At 34.3% G+C, this 20,546-nt stretch carries 19 protein-coding genes and 1 tRNA gene; 14 read left to right on the forward strand and 6 right to left on the reverse strand.

The features are described 5' to 3' along the window. The coding region (locus tag AACY93_RS06990) for an NAD(P)/FAD-dependent oxidoreductase (RefSeq protein WP_339611540.1) at nucleotides 1-547 on the forward strand (547 nt) is incomplete at its 5' end. Nucleotides 548-591: 44 nt separating this feature from the next. Further along, nucleotides 592-924 carry a 2Fe-2S iron-sulfur cluster-binding protein gene (locus AACY93_RS06995; RefSeq protein ID WP_007649078.1) on the forward strand — a complete coding sequence of 111 codons (333 nt, stop codon included), beginning with the start codon at nucleotides 592-594 and terminating at the stop codon, nucleotides 922-924. Between the two features lie 103 nt (nucleotides 925-1,027). Here AACY93_RS06995 and AACY93_RS07000 read toward each other — a convergent pair whose 3' ends face one another. The 5 genes from AACY93_RS07000 to AACY93_RS07020 all read right to left on the reverse strand — a co-directional run bounded on the left by AACY93_RS07000 (nucleotide 1,028) and on the right by AACY93_RS07020 (nucleotide 5,344). Next, entirely contained in the window at nucleotides 1,028-1,927 is a 900-nt protein-coding gene (locus AACY93_RS07000) for a metallophosphoesterase family protein (RefSeq protein ID WP_040491744.1), read from the reverse strand. Nucleotides 1,928-2,045: 118 nt separating this feature from the next. Further along, on the reverse strand, nucleotides 2,046-3,224 hold the full coding sequence (locus tag AACY93_RS07005) for an acyl-CoA dehydrogenase family protein (RefSeq protein WP_007649071.1): 1,179 nt from the start codon (nucleotides 3,222-3,224) through the stop codon (nucleotides 2,046-2,048). Nucleotides 3,225-3,264: 40 nt separating this feature from the next. Next, on the reverse strand, nucleotides 3,265-3,978 hold the full coding sequence (locus AACY93_RS07010; protein WP_286852858.1) for a methyltransferase: 714 nt from the start codon (nucleotides 3,976-3,978) through the stop codon (nucleotides 3,265-3,267). A 121-nt stretch (nucleotides 3,979-4,099) separates the two neighbouring features. Then, on the reverse strand, nucleotides 4,100-4,627 hold the full coding sequence (gene rimM, locus AACY93_RS07015) for a ribosome maturation factor RimM (RefSeq protein ID WP_286852857.1): 528 nt from the start codon (nucleotides 4,625-4,627) through the stop codon (nucleotides 4,100-4,102). 177 nt (nucleotides 4,628-4,804) lie between these two features. Further along, nucleotides 4,805-5,344 (reverse strand): 30S ribosomal protein S16, encoded by a 540-nt coding sequence (locus AACY93_RS07020; RefSeq protein ID WP_007649064.1) that lies wholly within the window; start codon nucleotides 5,342-5,344, stop codon nucleotides 4,805-4,807. A 151-nt stretch (nucleotides 5,345-5,495) separates the two neighbouring features. On the opposite strand from AACY93_RS07020, the gene AACY93_RS07025 reads away from it, so the two are divergent. The 12 genes from AACY93_RS07025 to AACY93_RS07080 all read left to right on the forward strand — a co-directional run bounded on the left by AACY93_RS07025 (nucleotide 5,496) and on the right by AACY93_RS07080 (nucleotide 19,709). Then, nucleotides 5,496-6,500 (forward strand): DUF6252 family protein, encoded by a 1,005-nt coding sequence (locus tag AACY93_RS07025; protein WP_286852856.1) that lies wholly within the window; start codon nucleotides 5,496-5,498, stop codon nucleotides 6,498-6,500. Between the two features lie 229 nt (nucleotides 6,501-6,729). After that, nucleotides 6,730-11,115 carry a DNA polymerase III subunit alpha gene (dnaE, locus tag AACY93_RS07030; RefSeq protein WP_287006033.1) on the forward strand — a complete coding sequence of 1,462 codons (4,386 nt, stop codon included), beginning with the start codon at nucleotides 6,730-6,732 and terminating at the stop codon, nucleotides 11,113-11,115. 218 nt (nucleotides 11,116-11,333) lie between these two features. After that, complete coding sequence (trxA, locus tag AACY93_RS07035; protein ID WP_007649058.1) at nucleotides 11,334-11,651, forward strand: thioredoxin; 318 nt, start codon at nucleotides 11,334-11,336, stop codon at nucleotides 11,649-11,651. Nucleotides 11,652-11,810: 159 nt separating this feature from the next. Continuing rightward, nucleotides 11,811-12,740 (forward strand): DUF58 domain-containing protein, encoded by a 930-nt coding sequence (locus AACY93_RS07040; RefSeq protein WP_286827887.1) that lies wholly within the window; start codon nucleotides 11,811-11,813, stop codon nucleotides 12,738-12,740. Between the two features lie 80 nt (nucleotides 12,741-12,820). After that, nucleotides 12,821-12,894: transfer RNA gene (locus AACY93_RS07045), tRNA-Asp, on the forward strand. Between the two features lie 324 nt (nucleotides 12,895-13,218). Next, nucleotides 13,219-14,421: a site-specific integrase gene (locus tag AACY93_RS07050; protein WP_286827873.1), complete on the forward strand. Its 1,203-nt coding sequence runs from the start codon at nucleotides 13,219-13,221 to the stop codon at nucleotides 14,419-14,421. A 568-nt stretch (nucleotides 14,422-14,989) separates the two neighbouring features. Further along, the gene (locus tag AACY93_RS07055; RefSeq protein ID WP_286827874.1) at nucleotides 14,990-15,481 is read left to right on the forward strand and encodes a hypothetical protein; all 492 of its coding nucleotides are present in this window, start codon (nucleotides 14,990-14,992) and stop codon (nucleotides 15,479-15,481) included. A 107-nt stretch (nucleotides 15,482-15,588) separates the two neighbouring features. Beyond that, nucleotides 15,589-15,936 carry a hypothetical protein gene (locus tag AACY93_RS07060; protein WP_286827875.1) on the forward strand — a complete coding sequence of 116 codons (348 nt, stop codon included), beginning with the start codon at nucleotides 15,589-15,591 and terminating at the stop codon, nucleotides 15,934-15,936. A 66-nt stretch (nucleotides 15,937-16,002) separates the two neighbouring features. Then, nucleotides 16,003-16,902: an AAA family ATPase gene (locus AACY93_RS07065; RefSeq protein ID WP_286827876.1), complete on the forward strand. Its 900-nt coding sequence runs from the start codon at nucleotides 16,003-16,005 to the stop codon at nucleotides 16,900-16,902. Beyond that, a complete protein-coding gene (locus tag AACY93_RS07070; RefSeq protein ID WP_286827877.1) occupies nucleotides 16,859-17,854 on the forward strand; it encodes a DUF3871 family protein in 996 nt (331 codons plus the stop codon). The genes AACY93_RS07065 and AACY93_RS07070 overlap by 44 nt, the downstream gene beginning before the upstream one ends. 6 nt (nucleotides 17,855-17,860) lie before the next feature. Then, nucleotides 17,861-18,112 (forward strand): hypothetical protein, encoded by a 252-nt coding sequence (locus AACY93_RS07075; protein ID WP_286827878.1) that lies wholly within the window; start codon nucleotides 17,861-17,863, stop codon nucleotides 18,110-18,112. 412 nt (nucleotides 18,113-18,524) lie between these two features. Then, nucleotides 18,525-19,709, forward strand: coding sequence for a hypothetical protein (locus tag AACY93_RS07080; protein ID WP_286827879.1), 1,185 nt, complete (start codon nucleotides 18,525-18,527; stop codon nucleotides 19,707-19,709). A 264-nt stretch (nucleotides 19,710-19,973) separates the two neighbouring features. Here the strand turns inward: AACY93_RS07080 and AACY93_RS07085 are convergent, their stop codons facing one another. Further along, nucleotides 19,974-20,411 carry a hypothetical protein gene (locus tag AACY93_RS07085; RefSeq protein WP_286827880.1) on the reverse strand — a complete coding sequence of 146 codons (438 nt, stop codon included), beginning with the start codon at nucleotides 20,409-20,411 and terminating at the stop codon, nucleotides 19,974-19,976. Nucleotides 20,412-20,546 lie beyond the last annotated feature (135 nt).

The raw sequence follows: 20,546 nt of genomic DNA on the forward strand, positions 1-20,546 counted from the left end.
TGTTGCTTCTGAAGTGACCTTAATACACAGAAGAAATGAATTTAGAGGCGCTTTGGATTCCGTGGAAAAAGTTCAAGAGTTAAAAAATCTTGGAAAGATAAATTTAATAACTCCAGCTGAAGTTACTGGTATTTTGGGAGACCGTCATGTAAAAGCTGTTGTGGTAAGTCAGGCAGAACACATTCCAACAGAATTTGAAGTGGAATGTGACCATTTCATCCCTCTGTTTGGTTTGTCGCCAAAATTGGGTCCCATTGCAAATTGGGGATTGGAGATTGAAAAAAATGCCATTAAAGTGAACAATGCCTTAGATTATCAAACCAATATTCCAGGGATATTCGCTATTGGTGATGTCAATACCTATCCTGGAAAATTAAAGCTGATTTTATGTGGGTTTCATGAGGCAACATTAATGTGCCAAGCTGCGTATCAAATTATCAATCCTGGAAAAAAATATGTGCTTAAATACACAACTGTAAGTGGAATTGATGGATTTGATGGTTCCAGAAAAGAAGCCCCAAAAGCTGTAGTAAAAGCTATAGACTAATCGATGAATGCTACATTAGTGAAATGACATATCTTTTTTAAAAAATGGAACAAGACGTAAACATTAAAATAATAGACAGGGAAGGGGTTTCCCATAACATAGTTGCGCCAACGGATATGGCTATGAATCTTATGGAAGTGGTGCGTAGTTACGAGTTGGCTCCTGAAGGAACCATAGGTATATGTGGTGGCATGGCCATGTGCGCTTCTTGTCAATGTTATGTGTTAAGTGATACCCAACTTCCAGAAATGCAAGACGACGAAGAAGCCATGTTGAGCGAAGCGTTTTATGTAAAAGAAAATTCCCGTTTGGGATGTCAGATTCCAATAACTCCAGACATGGAAGGCTTGGAGGTGGAATTGGCTCCTGAATCTTAAAGCTTATCTTGTTGCTTATTAAAACATTTCAACTCTAGCACTAAAAGAAACTAATACAAAAACATTCTTTAAGTTGTTGCTCCTTCAATATCATGGCGCTTACTTATTCCGTTTTATAGTCCATCAACTTTCTAGGTCCTTCCAGCAAAACCCTAACTATTTGAAGGGTTCCATTTTCAGTGGTGTCTATATACCATTTTATTAAAGAAATTTCACCATTCTCAATCTCTATTCCTGTAATGCTTCTAGGGTGTACACAACTGCCATCGTTAAAAAAAGCAATGTCTCCAGGATTGGGAAAGCGAGGCCTGTGAGTGTGTCCCACAACAGTAAGGATATTGTTGTTTTCAATAATCCATTTTTTGGTCCTTCGTTCCACTTTAATCAGTTCTTTGTAGTTTTTTGCAGGACTAGTTGGGTCTGCAATACCCATAACGTTCAATGGTTTCCAAAGTACACGAACCATAAAACGACTTAATTTCCAAAAGGTATAATTCCACCAATCTGCTTGGTGTCCATGGGTTAAAAACACTTCTTGTTGTGTGTTTTTGTGTTTTAAAACAATGCCTTCGTGATATGAAGCGTTGCAAAACAAATCAACTTCTTTTTCCAATTTTGGATCGAAATAAGTAGATAGGTGTTTTTTTACATATTCAGGGTTTTGGTATACCATATCATGGTTTCCCCAAATTAGATGTAGTCTTTCTTGCTCATGAAAAAGTTTCATGACCAAATACACATTTTTATGGGCCTCAAAAATGGGCTGAAAAGATAAGTTTTCCCAAAGCTCGTCGCCATCACCTAATTCACAATACTGAAATCCTTCAGCATAATAATGCTTTAAGGCATGAAAATAAATGTTCCGGTTGTTGGCAAAATCATCTGCAAAACTATTGTCCCCTCGATGGCAATCGCTAAACAAAATAAACTTGCTAGAGTCGTCAAAAGGGATGACTTTAGCGTTTTTATAGGCTCTATCTAATCGTTTTTTGGATGACCACATAAAGTAAATGTAAACAAATTTCAATAAAAAAATGCTTCTCAAATTAGAGAAGCATTTAGTTATTATTTAATTTCACACAGATTCTGTTCGAGTGAAATAATTAAATAAGCCTCAGGCTTTATTTAAAAGCGTTTAAGCCAGTAATATCCAAACCGGTTATCAATAAATGAATATCATGGGTTCCTTCGTAGGTAATCACACTTTCCAGGTTCATGGAATGTCTCATGATTGAATATTCACCAGTAATTCCCATACCTCCTAGCATTTGTCTGGCCTCACGGGCTATGTTTATGGCCATATCCACATTATTGCGTTTCGCCATGGATATTTGTGCAGAAGTGGCTTTATCTTCATTGCGCAATACGCCAAGTCGCCAGGTTAATAATTGGGCTTTGGTGATTTCGGTAATCATTTCTGCCAGTTTTTTTTGCTGTAATTGGAACTGTCCAATAGGTTTGCCAAATTGCATGCGTTCCTTGCTGTAGCGTAAGGCCGTGTCATAACAATCCATGGCAGCGCCAATGGCTCCCCAAGCTATGCCATATCTGGCAGAATCCAAGCATCCAAGTGGCGCTCCCAGTCCAGATTTGTTAGGTAAAAGATTCTCTTTGGGCACTTTTACGTTATCAAAAATAAGCTCACCAGTTGCTGAAGCCCTTAAAGACCATTTATTATGTGTTTCTGGTGTGGTAAAACCTTCCATGCCACGTTCAACAATTAGTCCGTGAATTCTACCAGACTCATCTTTTGCCCAAACAACAGCCACTTGAGCAAATGGCGCATTGCTTATCCACATTTTGGCACCATTTAAAAGATAGTGGTCTCCTTTGTCTTTAAAATTGGTTACCATACCTCCAGGATTGGAACCATGATCAGGTTCTGTAAGTCCAAAGCAGCCCATCCATTCACCTGAAGCTAATTTTGGCAAGTATTTTTGACGTTGTGCTTCAGTTCCATATTTCCAAATAGGATACATGACTAAAGACGACTGAACAGAAGCTGTACTTCTTACACCAGAGTCGCCACGTTCAATTTCCTGCATGATTAAACCATAAGAAATTTGGTCTAATCCTGCTCCTCCATATTCATGAGGAATATAAGGTCCAAAAGCCCCAATTTCTGCAAGGCCACCAATAATTTGTTCTGGAAATTCTGCTTTTTGAGCGTACTCTTCAATAATTGGAGATACGTCGCGCTTTACCCATTCCCTGGCAGCATCGCGCACCAATTTATGTTCGTCGGATAATAATTCGTCTAGATTGTAATAATCAGGAGCTTCAAATAAATCAGGCTTCATTGTTATATCGTTTTGTTAGAATAGCAAATGTAACAAAATGCTACATTTTTAGATAGAAATCTTTAGTCAAATTTATATAGTCTGTGGTGTATTGATGTCTTGCAGTTTCAATGGTAAGTTCTGTAATGTCTGTTTTGGTTTTGTGGAATGAAAATTCCAGGAGGCTCCTTTTAGTTTCGGAAGTGGACGAGCCCTTGACATGTAAAATCCTAGTTGGGAACAATTTTACTTTTGAAGCCAAAGCGATAAACGGTTCTTCTTCCTTGAACGGAATAATTACAGAAAACAAACCGTCTTGGGATAGTAGTTTTGAAGCACTTTCCAATAGATGGTTAAATGGTAAGGCTACAGAAAATCGCGCCAAATCCCTTTGAGTGTTTTCGGTTTTATAATCTTCTGAATAAAACGGAGGATTAGATACAATCAGATTGTATGTATCATCTATTTCAGTAACAAATTCTTTGAGAGAGGCATGATAACAAAAAAGTCTATCAGCCCAAGGCGAATTTTCAAAATTTTCAACACATTGTTCAAAAGCACTCGCGTCTATTTCAAGCGCATCAATTACTTCTGCTGAACTCCTTTGGGCCAACATCAGGGCCAAAACACCAGTTCCAGACCCAATGTCTAGAATAGAAAATGGTTGTTTTTCAATAGAGGCCCATGCGCCAAGTAACACACTGTCTGTACCGATTTTCATGGCACAACGGTTTTGGTTCACACTGAATTGTTTAAATTTGAATGGCTTGTCCATAAATACACTAAAAAGGATTATGGTTTGTTAAAAATAGCAGATAATATTTTATAGGTTTTTTCAATCTACGATACTCGACATCATGAATTTTCTCAGAATCCATAATAGCAAGGTTTGGAATTTATTGAATATAAAGTTCAATAAGCCCTTCTGGAGTTTCTACAAAAACGGTTTTGTTTGCTCTGTCAATTTTATGGATGAACTCATCATTCATTGGGATTAAAATTTCAATGCCATCCCTGTCAATTTCAAAAAGGGCTTGAGCTGTGGAATCGTTAATGGACACAATGGTTCCAACGGTTCCATGGTTGATATCTTCTACCTTAAAACCAATTACTTCGTGAAAATAAAATTTATCTCCTTCAAGTTTAGGTAAAAATTCCAAAGGTAAATATACGTCACATTTAATCAGGGCATCTGCATCGGCTTCTGTATCGACATCTTCAAAGCGAACACGCAACAAATCGGATTTATGCAATTGTGACGATTCAATAAAAAAAGGCACCAGGTTATTGCGTAAATCAATAAACATGGCATCCAGGTTTTCGTATAATTCCGGTTCGTCTGTATCAAGCTTTATAAGGAGTTCTCCTTTAAAGCTATATTTGGATACTATTTTACCTAAGTAAAAGCAATCTTCTTTTTTCATATTTATTTCCCTTGAAAACGGGAGTCTTAATTCAATTCAAAAAATCATGAAATTTTAATTTCCTTACCTGTTAAGTGGCAGGCGTGGGAAATGTTGCCCATACCTTTTTTCGGGTTAAGGCAATAAAAAACCCAGACTTTTAAGGTCTGGGTTCAAAAGTATAAAAAATAACTGTTTTTATTCTTCTTCTTTAGTAGCTTCTGCTTCCACAGCTGGAGCATCTTCTGCTGTTGCTTCTTCAGCAACTTCTTCTGCAGCTTCTTCTTCAACAGGTGCATTGGCAGCCATACGAGCTTCGTTGGCAGCTTTTTCAGCTTCTAATGCTTTCGCTTTTGCTTCAGCTTCAGCTTTTGCTAAATTTTGTGATTTAGCATCTACCTTTCCAGCTTTTTCTTCTAACCAAGCAGCAAATTTAGCTTCTGCTTGCTCTTCGGTTAAAGCCCCTTTTCTTACGCCACCAGCAAGATGGTTTTTAAGCAAAGCGCCTTTGTAAGACAAAATAGCTTTAGCAGTATCTGTTGGTTGTGCACCATTCTGTAGCCATTTAACAGCTCCATCAACATCCAATTCAATGGTTGCTGGATTTGTGTTTGGATTGTAAGCGCCTAATTTTTCTAGGTATTTACCATCTCTTTTAGATCTAGCATCTGCAGCAACGATCCAATAATAAGGTTTCCCTTTTTTTCCGTGTCTTTGTAATCTAATTTTAACTGACATATAAATTAATTAGTGAGGTTCGCGACCTCGATTATTAATAAGGGTGCAAAGATACGATTATTTTTTAATTTTCAACTTTTTATGTAAAAACTAATAGGTTGTTTTTTTTTATCTTATTTTTGAGTTCTTATATTAATGATTAAAGTAAAATATGAAAAAATTATTTGTGTTGGCAATTGCCATATTGGCCATGGTAAGCTGTGGTGATGAAGTGGAATTCAACTCTCCAGCCATGCAAGGTAAAAAGGATGGAACTACTTGGAAAGCTGTGTCTTATAGAGCTTATATTGATGAAAACGGAAAGTCCATTATTACAGGTCACAATAATTACGAAACCATAAATTTACAAGTTTCTTCGTTTTCTGTTGGCACTTATTTGTTAGGAGAAAGCAACTCAAACATAGCTACATTGATAGGGTCCAACCTAGAGGAGTATTCCACAAATAACTTGCCAGATCAAGACATTGAACTGTATCCGCCAGATGGTATTATAGAAATAACAGAGTTTAACCAAGTCAATAATTCCATTTCTGGAAAGTTTTGGTTCAATGCTTACTCGGCATCAGGAACCCAAACAGTTAATTTCAGTCAAGGTATTTTTTACAATATTCCAATTCCATTTAGCTCTGGCCCTGGTTTAATGTCTTGCGACGAGGCTGTGGCAGCAACAGAAGATGCACAATTGGTTTATGAGACAACTAGCACTACAGACTCACAATATTCAACTGTATGTAACACATACAAAAATGCTTTGATGGACCAACAGGTGGCGTGTGGTGACGATACCGGAATCCTTCAAGGAATTATTGATGGCTTGTATTGTGACGATGATGACAATGATGGAATTCTTTCCATTAATGAAGATCTTGATCAAGATGGGAATTTAATAAATGATGATACTGATGGTGATGGCATTGCCAATTACTTGGATGATGATGATGATGGAGACTCAATTTTAACAATGAATGAAGATGTTGATGGAGATGGAGACGTTACTAATGATGATACAGACATGAATGATGTGCCAAATTATTTAGACAATGATGATGATGGTGATGGCATTTTAACCATTAATGAGGATGTTGATGGAGATGGTGATCCAACCAATGATGATACCGATGGTGATGGCGTTCCAGACTATCTAGATAATAATTAATTGTAGCCTCTAAAACAAAATTTAAAAACGCAGTTCTAAGACTGCGTTTTTTTGTTTATAACTGTTTATAACTTCCCTTTAAAAAAGCGATAATTATCTGTATTTTTAAAAACTTTTCATCTAAAGAAAATCAGCCATATATTCAGGGATTTGTATTTTATTATTCGTGAATTTGTGGGTCAAAAGTCGGTTTAACGACCAAATACAAAAACAACTTAACATTTATTAGATGTATTTAATTTTTGATACAGAAACCACAGGATTACCTAAACGTTGGGATGCTCCAATTACAGATACAGATAATTGGCCAAGAGCCATACAAATTGCGTGGCAATTGCATGATGGTATGGGAAATTGTTTAGAGCATCAAGATTATTTGATTCAGCCCGATGGCTTCAACATTCCTTACGATGCCGAAAAAATCCATGGAATTTCTACCGAATTGGCCCAAGAACAAGGAAAGCCTTTGGTTGAGGTTTTGGAGAAATTCAATAAGGCATTGGCCAAAACCAAGTTTGTGGTTGGACAAAATGTGTCATTTGATCTCAATATTATGGGAGCTGAATTTGTTAGGGAAAACATCGTCAACCCTTTACAGGAGCTACCGGTTTTGGATACCTGTACAGAACATACAGCCTCACTTTGCCAAATTCCTGGAGGACGTTACGGGAAGTTTAAACTCCCAACCTTAACCGAGTTGCACCAGTATTTGTTTAACCAACCCTTTGCAGAAGCACATAATGCCACTGCAGATGTGGAAGCTACCACACGTTGCTTCTTGGAACTGATAAGAAGACAGGAATATACCAAAGAAGAACTGGATGTTCAACCAGATTATTTTAAGAATTTTAAAGAGGCCAACCCTAAAGAAATTCAACTTATTGGTTTAAAGCACATCAACTTAAAACAGGAGAGTGCAAAAATAAATAAGCGTTTACAAGAGCAACAAAAGGACAGTTTGTCTGATGCCGAAATAAAAGAAAATATTTCAGAACTTGCCGATGCAGAATTTGTTCACCTGCATAACCATTCCCAGTTTTCGGTGTTGCAATCCACCATAAGCATTCCAGCATTGGTAGCAGCTGCAGCCCAGCACAATATGCCAGCTGTTGCCTTAACAGATCATGCAAACATGATGGGAGCATTTCATTTTGTAAAAGCAGTGACCAACCATAACAAAACGGTTCAGGCCAAAAACAAAGAGGCTCTGGAAGCAGGTAAGACGCCAAGCTTAAAAGAAATAAAACCTATTATTGGTTGCGAATTTTTTGTTTGCGAAGACCATCTGGATAAAACCAGAAAGGACAATGGTTATCAAATTGTGCTTTTGGCCAAAAACAAAAAAGGCTATCACAACTTGGCTAAATTATCTTCTCATGCCTATACAGATGGATTTTATTACGTGCCCAGAATCGATAAAAAATTAATTCTTCAATACAAGGAAGACCTCATTGTGCTCACCGGAAACTTATATGGTGAAGTGCCAAGCAAAGTGTTGAACATAGGAGAAAATCAAGCAGAAGAAGCTTTGCTTTGGTGGAAAGATGCATTTGGAGACGATCTGTACATAGAAATTATGCGTCACAATCAAGAAGATGAAAATCGGGTGAATGCTGTTTTAATAGAATTGTCCAAAAAGCACAATGTAAAGTTGGTTGCCACCAACAACACCTATTACGCCAAGCAGGAAGATGCCAATGCGCATGATATTTTGCTGTGTGTAAAAGATGGCGAAAAGCAGGCGACACCTATTGGTCGCGGTCGTGGCTATCGTTACGGATTGCCAAATCAGGAATATTACTTTAAGTCTTCAAAAGAGATGAAGGATCTCTTTAAAGATCTGCCCGAAGCTATTTCAAACATTCAAGAGGTTGTAGGTAAAATAGAACATTACCAACTGGCCAGGGAAGTGTTATTGCCTGCTTTTGATATTCCGGACGAATTTAAAAACGACGAAGATGCCAAAGATGGAGGAAAAAGAGGGGAAAATGCATATCTAAGACATTTAACTTTTGAAGGTGCCAAAAAACGTTATGGCACACTTACCGATGAAATTACAGAAAGGTTGAATTTTGAACTGGAAGTTATTGAAAACACAGGTTATCCAGGATATTTTTTAATTGTGGAAGATTTTATTCGGGAAGCTAGAAACATGGATGTTTCTGTAGGTCCTGGTCGTGGTTCGGCTGCAGGTTCGGTTGTGGCTTATTGCTTATGGATAACCAATATAGACCCTTTAAAATACGATTTGCTTTTTGAGCGTTTTTTAAATCCGGATCGTATCAGTATGCCAGATATCGATATCGATTTTGATGATGAAGGCAGAAGTCGCGTCATGGATTATGTTATCAAAAAATATGGTAGCAATCAAGTGGCCCAAATCATCACTTATGGTACCATGGCAGCCAAATCTTCCATTCGTGATACAGCTAGAGTACTGGATTTGCCACTTTTTGATGCTGATAGGATCGCCAAATTGATTCCTACCATGTCCAAACTGCACAAAATTTTTGGAGCGGACGAAAAAAGCTTGAAAAACATGTTTCGATCTGAAGACTTGGAAAAGGTCAATCAGCTTTTAAACATTTCAGAAGGTGAAGATTTAGAAGCTGAAACAGTCAATTTGGCTAGAACATTGGAAGGTTCGGTTAGAAATACAGGAATTCACGCTTGTGGTGTAATTATCACTCCAGATGATATTACCAAGTTTGTGCCAGTGGCAACTGCCAAGGACTCTGATTTGTATGTGACACAATTCGACAACTCTGTGGTGGAAGATGCAGGTTTGTTAAAAATGGACTTTCTGGGTTTAAAAACACTTACTTTAATTAAGGATACAGTAAAAATTGTAAAAGCCAAGCACAATATCCAACTGGATCCAGATAGCTTCCCTCTGGATGATGAAAAAACATATGAGCTCTTTCAAAAAGGTGAAACCGTTGGGGTGTTCCAATACGAATCGCCTGGCATGCAAAAACATTTAAAAGAACTTAAACCAACCGTTTTTGAAGACTTAATAGCCATGAATGCTTTGTATAGACCAGGACCTATGGAATATATACCAAGTTTTACCAAACGTAAACATGGTTTAGAAGAAATAGACTACGATTTGCCAGCCATGGAAGAGTATCTTAAAGAAACCTATGGGATAACAGTCTACCAAGAGCAGGTAATGTTGCTGTCGCAAAAACTGGCAGATTTCACAAAAGGTGAAGCTGATGTGTTGAGAAAGGCTATGGGTAAAAAGCAAATAGCTGTATTGGATAAGATGAAACCAAAATTTATTGAACAAGCCGTAGCCAAAGGTCATGATGCCAATAAACTGGAGAAAATTTGGAAAGATTGGGAAGCATTTGCCAGTTATGCATTCAATAAATCACATTCCACCTGTTACGCTTGGATAGCTTATCAAACAGCCTATTTAAAAGCACATTATCCAGCAGAATATATGGCAGCTGTGTTGTCCAATAACATGAACGATATCAAACAGGTTACCTTTTTCATGGAAGAATGTAAACGCATGAAATTAAATGTTCTTGGGCCAGATATCAACGAGAGTTATTATAAATTTTCTGTAAACCAAAACAATGCCGTTCGTTTTGGAATGGGAGCCATTAAAGGGGTAGGTCATGGAGCCGTAAAAACCATTGTGGAAAACCGAAAAAAAGATGGTCACTACAAGTCCATTTTTGATTTTGCCAAGCGTATAGACTTAAGGGCAGCCAATAAAAAAGCGTTTGAAAACCTAGCCTTGGCTGGAGGCTTTGATTGCTTTAGCGACACACATAGAGCGCAATATTTTCATGATGATGGAGACGGAATTACTTTTCTCGAAAAGGCCATTAAATATGGTGCCAAACATCAAGAAAATGAAAATTCGGCCCAAGTGAGTTTGTTTGGCGAAGCCAGTGATGTGCAAATAGCAGAACCTTTGGTACCACCTTGCGAAGAATGGGGTACCATGGAAAAACTTGCAAAAGAAAAAGAAGTAGTTGGAATTTATATTTCTGGACATCCATTAGACGATTTTAGAATAGAAATGAAAACCTTTTGCAATGCCAATTTGGCTTTGTTAAAAGATTTAGAGCCATTTGTAAATAGAGAACTTACTTTTGGAGGTGTGGTTACAGATGTGCAGCATCGTGTGAGCAAACAAGGAAAAGGCTGGGCCTTGTTTACCGTTGAAGATTATACAGATAGCCATGAGTTTCGGATTTTTGGAGAAGAATACCTAAAGTTTAGGCACTTTCTGTTAAAAAATTCTTTTGTATATGTGAAAATGTTTGTTCGGGAAGGATGGATCAATAGAGATACAGGGAATAAATCAGAACCTAGAATTCAGTTTAACAACTTCCAGTTGTTACATGATGTCATGGACGCCTATGCCAAAAAATTGTCTGTACAATTGCAGATTTCCGATTTACAGGAAGCACGTGTCAACAGATTAAAAGAGCTTTTTAACATGCATAAAGGCGATCACTTGTTGAATTTTATAATTTACGACACCGAAGAGCAGATAAAATTGAACATGCCAAGTAGAAAACAAAAAATAAAAATATCCCAAGAACTATTGGACGAACTGGAATCGGATGGGGTTTTTTATAAGTTGAATTGACAAACTTCATTTAATAATATAGCTTGATTGTAAACATTTAAAGTTTTTAATACTGAAAGATTAATACTTACGGCATTTAAGAAAACGTCCAAAACACCAAAAAATAACAGAAACCAATACACACATAAACAAAACAAATTGTCAGGTTGTAAGCTTTGGCAAAATTTTTGACTAATATTGTAATATAAATAGAAGTAGAACATATTAAATTATAAATTATGGCATTAGAGATAACAGATGCAACGTTTGAAGAAACCGTTTTAAAGAGTGATAAGCCTGTAATGGTAGATTTTTGGGCAGCTTGGTGTGGACCATGTAGAATGGTTGGACCAATTATTGATGAAATCAGTAAAGAATATGAGGGTAAAGCTGTGGTAGGAAAGGTAGATGTAGATGCAAATCAAGAGTTTGCTGCCAAATATGGTGTGCGTAACATTCCTACTGTATTGGTGTTTCAAAATGGAGAAGTAGTAGGTCGCCAAGTAGGTGTGGCACAAAAAAGTGCTTATACTGAAGCAATCGACTCACTTTTATAAAAATTACTTTCTAAAAGAAAAGATAAAAGGTTTGCTTTAACGGCAAACCTTTTTTAGTTTAGAAGATTCATATGAACTAATTTAAAATGTTGAATTCTTCCTTTCTTGTACTGAACACGGTCGGAATATGGGAAGATGTCTCTTGAGACAGATGGGCTAATGGACTTACAAAAAGAACTCAATAAAACGGGCGGGTTTAAAAATTTGGACTTACTTGCCAAACAAGTGGTGGAAGGCTTTATTGCTGGCATGCACAAAAGTCCGTTTCATGGGTTTTCAGCAGAATTTGCCGAACATAAGATTTATAATCAAGGCGAAAGCACCAAACACATAGACTGGAAACTGTATGCCAAAACCGATAAATTATTCACAAAACGTTACGACGAAGAGACCAATTTGCGCTGTCACTTAATTATAGACAACAGCAGTTCCATGCACTATCCAGAATTAAGGACGTTTTCCATAGACCATTTAAATAAAATCGCTTTTACGGCTTTGGCCTCGGCATCGTTAATGCACATTTTAAAAAAACAAAGAGATGCCATAGGCATGAGTGTTTACAGCGATAGTTATACCTATTACGCACCAGAAAAAGGAAGTGAAAGACATCATCAAATGCTGTTGCACCAATTAAGCGAACTGGTGGTTAGCAAACCAGAAAACAAACAAACAGAAACCTATACTTTTTTGCACCAAATAGCTGAAAAAATTAAAAGACGCTCTCTTATTTTCTTTTTTACTGATATGTTGCAAACATCTGTAGATCAAGAAAAATTATTTGAAGCTTTACGTCATTTAAAATATAACAAACACGAAGTGGTTTTGTTTCATGTATTCGATAAAGAGAAAGAAGTTTTATTCGATTTTGATAACTCACCCAAGCGCTATGTGGATGTAGAAACAGGAGAGCATATTAACCTTTATGCCGAAAACATTAGAGACAACTATAAGGAAGCTGTAAGAACCTATTTTGAAGCCATAAAATTAAAGTGTGGACAGTATCGGATAAAATATGTGGAAGCAGACATCAATAAAAAATTTGATAACATCTTAACAACATATATGGTAGAGCGTCAAAAGTTTGGTTAAGGGAAAAAAACAAAAAAAACTTCAAAAAATATTTGTGAAGTTAAAATTGCAATGTATATTTGCCCTCGCAATAAAGCAACGGTCTGGTAGTTCAGTTGGTTAGAATGTCGCCCTGTCACGGCGAAGGTCGCGGGTTCGAGTCCCGTCCAGACCGCAAATATTGCTCAAGCTCCAAGAAGTTGGAGCTTTTTTTAGCGATAAAAATTAGTTGTGTTGTTTTGACAGGTGTAGTAGTCTGTCAATGGTAGTAAAGTTGATTTTTTCAGCTTTATCCAATGGAAAGCTTTCCTTTCTTCAGTACTTGATGGCCTTGGCTAAAGAGTTTGAAAATTGGGATGCTTTTTTGTTTTAGGACTATTTCTAAATAGTCAATATATCTAGTTTTCACACCTTAAAAGGTGTCCAATACGGTGTCAATTCACTTCTCTAAAATGCGCACCTTTTAAAAAATCAATTAGTAATTTAAAAACATAAAATTATGAATAACAGTGTAATACACGTGTTGTTTGTCGTGTCTAAATATAGACTTAATACAAAAGACAAGTCTGTAATTAAATGCAGAATAACATACAATAAACAACGTAAAGAATTTTCAAGCGGCATTACTGTAAATCCATCAAATTGGAACAGTAAACTACAACTTGTAAAACTATCTGAACCAGATGCAGAACTAACCAATACACAATTGAGCCTGATAAGAACTAAACTTCATCAGGCTTTTTTATTTCTACAAGTTAATGAAGTAGAATATGATGTGAATGATATCTACCTACAATACAAAGGTAAACCTCTAAAAAAGGATTATGGAGTAGTAGAAGTTTACAACTTATATCTGTTAAGAATCAAGAAATTAATTGGTATAGATATTAAGCAGGTAACCTATGATAAGTATGTAGAATCTGGCAGGCATTTAAAGAGTTTTATTAAGTATAAATTCAAGTCAAATGACATCAAATTAAAGACTCTTAGAAGCAGTTTTGTAACCCATTATGAGTATTTCCTTAAAACAGAGAAGAAGTTCCAGCAGAGCACCTTAAACAAGGCGATACAGAGGTTTAGGAGAGTGATTAAATACGCTTTATCTGAAGACTATTTAGCTAAAGACCCTTTCATTATGTATAAGCCTAAAACGGTTAAAAAAAAGATATTGTTTCTGTCTCCAGAGGAACTTAAAAAACTAGAACAAACCAATTTTGAAATCAATAGAATACAACAGATAAAAGACATGTTTGTTTTCTGCTGTTACACTGGATTAGGGTTTAGTGAAATGAGTAATTTAAAGAAGTCTAATATTGTTACAGAATTTGATGGTAATCTATGGATTCATGTGTTAAGAAATAAAACTAATGGATTCTATAAAGTGCCATTACTTCCTAAAGCAAAAGAGATAATGGAAGTGTATATAAATGAAGATTCTGAATATGTATTTCCTAGAATGTCTAACCCAAAATTCAATGCTTATTTAAAGGAAATAGCTAATGTAGTTGGTATAGAGTTTAACTTAACGCATCACATAGCTAGAAAGACATTTGCTACTACTGTATTGCTTTATAATAATGTTCCTATTGAGATTGTAAGTAAGTTATTAGGACATTCTAAGATACAGACTACACAAGATAGTTATGGTGAGATAATTCAAAGGAGTGTATCTGAACAAATGGAAAAGTTGAAAAATTATTAATATATTCAACTTCCAATAATGAAAAGTTTAAATGTCAATTACAATTATATGTATAATATCTGTAGATTGTAATAGTTTTTATGCTTCTAGTGAAAGAGTCCTTAGACCTGATATCCTTAATATGATAAATTCTTTGTTGAAGTCTACTATGATAGTAAGAAGAATGCTATTGTAGATATACAGAGTTTTAAATGTGGAGATAGTTTAAATAAGTATTCTACTAAATTTAACCTGAAATAGATTATTGCTTTATAAGCAGAAAAAAATCTGATATCTTAATCTCTTTAGCTACACAAATCTTTTGGAGTGTTTTAACAGGCATCCTATAACCGTCCTTTTGAAGAATTTTTCTTACGGTCTTTTCATCTAAATTATGGTCAATAGCAAAACTTCTATTGGATTTGCTCTTAATAACCCATTCTGAAGCTATGTAATTACAAATTTTTTTGTTGATATCAACCATATCACAAAGGAATAAGTTCTCACAATGAATTGCGCGGACTAAAGACCGCAATAGAAATTATTTCACTAACTTTATATAATTATTATTAATCAAACAACTAAAAACATGATAGTTAATAGAACACTTTATTTAATATTTATAACAATTTCAACTTTGTTTTTTAATTGTTCAAACAATGATGACAACAACGATGACAACAATGCTAATAATAGCAATTACAGTGAAATGATTCAAGGTAAATGGATTGTTGAATATCAATGGCACGGTGCTCCTAAGCAAAATTATGAAGACTATATTGGTCTTCCTGAATCAGACCCAGATAACACGGATGACTATACAATATTATCTGAAGAAACTACATTTTTATTTAGAGCTGATCAAACAGTTTTTGTTCATGAATGGGGAGAAGAATACACAAAAGAGTATTATTTTGAAGGGAATAAATTATATTTTTCAGGATGGGAACCTGAAGATACTTGGCTGTACAAGTTAGTTTATAATATGACTAATGATTATTTCATTGCCAGAAAAAGTTGCTCTAATAATAATTGTGATGACGATACTATTTTTGTTAGGTACTATAGAAGAATAGAATAAAAAATTTACCATCCCTGTAAAAGCCAAATAATCCCTACATCACCCGCACCATCTTAGAGAATTGGGACATCCCCCCCGTACATTTATTAATTTAAAAACTTTAAAAGATGGTAACTATTAAAAACTACAAAACCATTACAAAAGATGATGGTGAAAAATTCTATGCATTAATCCTAGAAGGAGGTATAGAGCCAGTATTAAGTCAAAAAACAGGTAGAACTTATTTCACAGTAAGAAATGCAACTGTACCAACTACATTTGGGGAACAGACTTGTAAATCAGCTATTGGAACACAGTTTCCAGGTGTTATTAAAAGAATTGAATGTGATCCTTACAAATATACTATACAGGACACAGAAGAAACTATTGAACTTTCCCATAAATGGGAGTATGTAGATGAAAATCTACAGGTGTTAAAAGACCATGTGGTCAAGGACACTAAAAAAATTAAATAATACGTCATAGAGCTTCCATTTGGAGGCTCTTTTTTTTATTCAATAACCAAATTAAATCAAAATAAAATGAAATTAATACAAGCAAAACGTACTGAAGTCAAATTAAGAATTGGTCTAAGTGGAGCTAGTGGATTTGGTAAAACATATTCAGCATTGCTTATGGCTTATGGAATGACTAATGATTGGTCAAAAATAGCAGTCATAGACACAGAAAATTGTAGTGCTAATTTATACGCTCATCTAGGCGTATATGGGGTTTTACAGCTAAATGAACCTTATGCTCCAGAAAGATATATTGAAGCCATTAAAACCTGTGAAAATGCCTCTATAGAGGTGATTATCATTGATAGTATTAGCCATGAATGGAATGGCTCTGGAGGCTGTCTAGAAATCCATGATAAAATGGGTGGTCGCTTCCAAGACTGGGCAAAATTAGGACCTAGACATCAAGAGTTTATTAATGCCATATTAAGTTCTAGTTGTCACATTATTACTACTACTAGACGAAAAACTGATTATTCAATGGATGTGGGTAGTAATGGTAAAACTAAAGTAATTAAACACGGAACTAAAGAAATTACTCGTGATGGCTATGAATACGAATTGACCTTGAATTTTGAGCTTATAAATAACCAGCACATGGCAATGCCTTCAAAAGATAGAACAGGGTTATTTGTAGGTAAACCAGAATTTGTAATTAATAGTGCAACTGGGCGTAAATTAATAGAATGGTGTCAATCAAGCTCCTTAAAAAAGGAAGCAACCCTAGAAGTTAATTCTTGTACCACATTAGAAGGACTAAGACATATATATTCAAAATATAATTCTATAAAAGATTTTATATATCCTTTAATAGTTAAAAAGAAAGCAGAATTAGAAAATGTAACTAACCAAGTAATAACAGATAATAAAATAATAAACAATGGAACTACTGAATCAAATACAACAGCCCAACCAAATCATTAACGACTACGATGTCATTAAGAATGCTTCACACTTTATTGAAGCTAATACTATCCCTGTTACTCTAGATCATTTAAAAAAAGATTGTATCATACCAGTCTTTAGTAAGGACAATGAATCTACGATAAGCCACTACGAGTTTATTAATAAAACTGTAGAAGTTGCACAAAAACTATTTCCTGATGCCATATTAAATCCTCCTGAAGTAAGAGTATCACATATTGTAAAAGGGAGAATCCCTAGTGCAGTAGGTAAGCCTGCTAAAGAACTCCAAGAACATGAAAAAACCATTTATTATGAGCGTTGTGCATTTGTAATAGAGATACCACAAATTAGTGAAATGGTAAATGGCAATAAATTAAACTTAACTATTGGTGGTGTACGTTCTTTATCTCATGAAAACTTATATGCTAAGAAAAGCCTTGAAAAATTCAAAGTCTTTATTGGGTTTCAAAACAAAGTATGCACAAATCTATGTGTAAGTACAGATGGTTATGCTAATGATATACGCATTGGTTCAATACTAGAATTGGAGGAAACTATAAATAATTTATCTCTTCAATGGAATAAAGAAAAGCAACTTGGAACTCTAGAAATGATGTCTAAGTTTGAATTAAACAATGAACAATTTGCGCATCTAGTTGGTAAGCTAAAAATGTATCAGCATCTACCTAGAGAGGAACAACAAACTACTTTTCCTCTTGCTATTAATGATAACCAAATTAATACCATTATTAGGGATTATTTTAATTGTAGAGATTTCTCTAGGCAAGAGAATGGGGCAATAAACTTGTGGAACCTTTATAATTTAATAACAGGTGCTAACAAGTCAAGTTATATAGATAGTTTCTTAGATAGAGGTTTGTTTGCTTATGAGTTCACACAAGATCTATGTAATTCCATACAAAACCAAAAGCCTAATTGGTATCTAAATAAATTAATGATTAATAACTAGACAGATATGAATCCCAAAAAATGGGCAGAATTATTACGGTATAGTTCACCTTATAGCATTCTGGTAATAAAGGGTAGGAATAAAATTATTGAGCTTCAATGTCCTTTTGAAGTTGAGCTTAGGCATGATATAGGTGTTTTAATTAAAGGAACGGTACAATCCGTTGAAATGGTTAAATTATCTACAACCATGCTTACAGTGTTTATTATTAAGGGTGATGCTTATTACTACTACCATTTTAATATTCTAATGAAATAGCTGTTATGCTGTATTTTGAATAACCAAGCTTTTGAGACGGTTTCAGCTTTATCAAAAAACCCCTGAAAAAGTGTCAGCTGTATTAGTGAGAGCCCTGTTTATGGGCTCTTATTAATTATTTAAAAAAAATATAGATTAAAATGTAAGGTTGGTTTAGTTTTTGTTACTAAATAAAAATTAGATGGCAATATGTAGAACAAAACTTAAAACTACGTCATCAACATAATGGAATCACTCCATTATTAGACAAAAATTTCAAATTATTTTAAAAGTGAATCAGATATTCTGGTTTAAAAAATTAGTATTAGCATTTTTAATGCTAACAAGAATGTGAAGTATGTAATAAATTTTTGCATGCTATAAGGACAGGAGTAACTATAATATTTAATTATTATAGGAATGAAAATGATAAATGAAAAAAATAAAAATAATTGACGCTATAATGGGTAGCGGTAAAACCCATAATGCAATAGAAAAAATGAAAAAACATTCTGGAAATTTTATTTACGTGACACCGTTTCTAGAAGAAGTTAGTAGAATAATTAAAAACGTACCAAGCGTTATAGAACCCATGGTTAGTTATGATTATGACCAAATTGAAGAAGAGTATAATGCTGTTTATAAAAGAGATAACTTACTAAGAAGTGTGAATAAATGCCAAAACTTGGCAACTACACATAGTTTATTTCAAAAATTACATAAAAGTGATTATAGTTTTTTCAGAAATTACGATTTAATATTAGATGAGGTGATAACTCCTATTAAAGTTATGTCAATTGCTCCAGCAGATATAAAAATAGCACTGGATCAAGGTCTAATTATTGTAGATGAAATATCTGGTGAAGTTACATATACAGGAGATGAGTACGATGGTAAGTATTATGCAGAATTGAAAAAATATTGTGAAACAGCAAATGTAGTTTATGTTAATGATAAGTTGCTTGTTTGGGTATTTCCACCTGAAATTTTTAAAAGTTTTAAATCAGTTACTGTATTAACATATTTGTTTGAAGGTAGTTTGTTAGCTGCTTATTTTAAATTTTACAATATTAAGTTCAAAGTTAATAAAGCTTCAAAAAAACAAGAATTAATGGCGAAAGCTAAAATAAAAACTTTGTTGAATGTTTATAACGGTAATAACAATAAAATAGGTAATTCAAATTATGCATTTAGTGTAAATTGGTTGAAAAATAAATCAACTAAAGAATTAAAGAGGATTAGTACAAGGATTAAAAATCTACTTTGTAGGGAATTCAAAACTAATTCCAAAGAAACTTGTTTTACTACTTTTAAAGCCTTTAAGTCAAAATTAAAAGGAGCTGGGTATTCTAAAGGTTTTATTCCTGTAAATGAAAGAGCAACAAACAAGTACTCTCATAAAAAATCCATGATCTACTTAGCAAATAGATTTCTGAATCCTAATATAAAAAGGTTTTTTGAACAAGGAAAAATTAAAGTAAATGAAGATCAATGGGCTTTAGCTGAATTAGTTCAATGGGTTTTTAGAGGATGTATTCGTGAAGGTAAGCCGATGAATTTATTTATTCCAAGTAAAAGAATGCGTACACTCTTTTTGGAATGGCTTAATGAATCTTAAAACAAATTAGTTAAATAACTAATATAAATAAAATTATGAGGAGGTTTAACTTCCTCATTTTTTTTGTAAAACCCTATGAATAAAGGGCTTTAAAGGGAGCTCTGTAAAACAATAATTCAGGAAAAATAATAGATTTTTTTTTAGATTTAAACTTCTGTTCCTACAAGAGGAGTATAAGAATAAGGTGTTATCTTCTTGTGTAGGATAGGAAGTTCAATATATGTATGTATTTGCAAGGTTGTATTGCGGTCTAAGTAAGACCATTTAATCTTTAATGTATGGTATTAAAGCATCCCCTTTATTTTCAAAAAGATATTTAGTTACATGAACGTTTGGCCAAACATGTTCAGAAGTATCTACATAAGTCCAACCCAATTTTCTCATATAATTCATGGCATCCACTATAGAATATAATTGAAACTTATTACCGTTTTCATCTAAAATATAATCAATGTCAAAGTGACCAGATGCTTGTCCAAAATCAAAGTAGATATTTACAACTTGTGACCTAATATCTCTATGCTCTGTAATAATAGCATAATAGTTCTCTATAGGGTAAGCTTCAGTTAAGCCTATTTTCCCTTTGTAAATTTCTTTTTTTTGAAGATCAAGAATTGTTTCACGTTGCTCCAGATTTTGAATAATCTGCGAGTATCCTACAGTAGAAAAAATAAGAATAAATACAATTACTAGTTTTTTCATTTTTGGTTGGTCTTTTAAATAAGAGGAAAAAGGTATAAAATATATCCATATTCCCTGTCAAATTCAACCTGAATTTCCGTATTTTTAAAATCTCTAACATAAAATTACACCAATTCACTAACTACTACATAAAAA

The organism is uncultured Xanthomarina sp. (assembly GCF_963971605.1).
Classification (GTDB): Bacteria; Bacteroidota; Bacteroidia; order Flavobacteriales; family Flavobacteriaceae; genus Xanthomarina; species Xanthomarina gelatinilytica.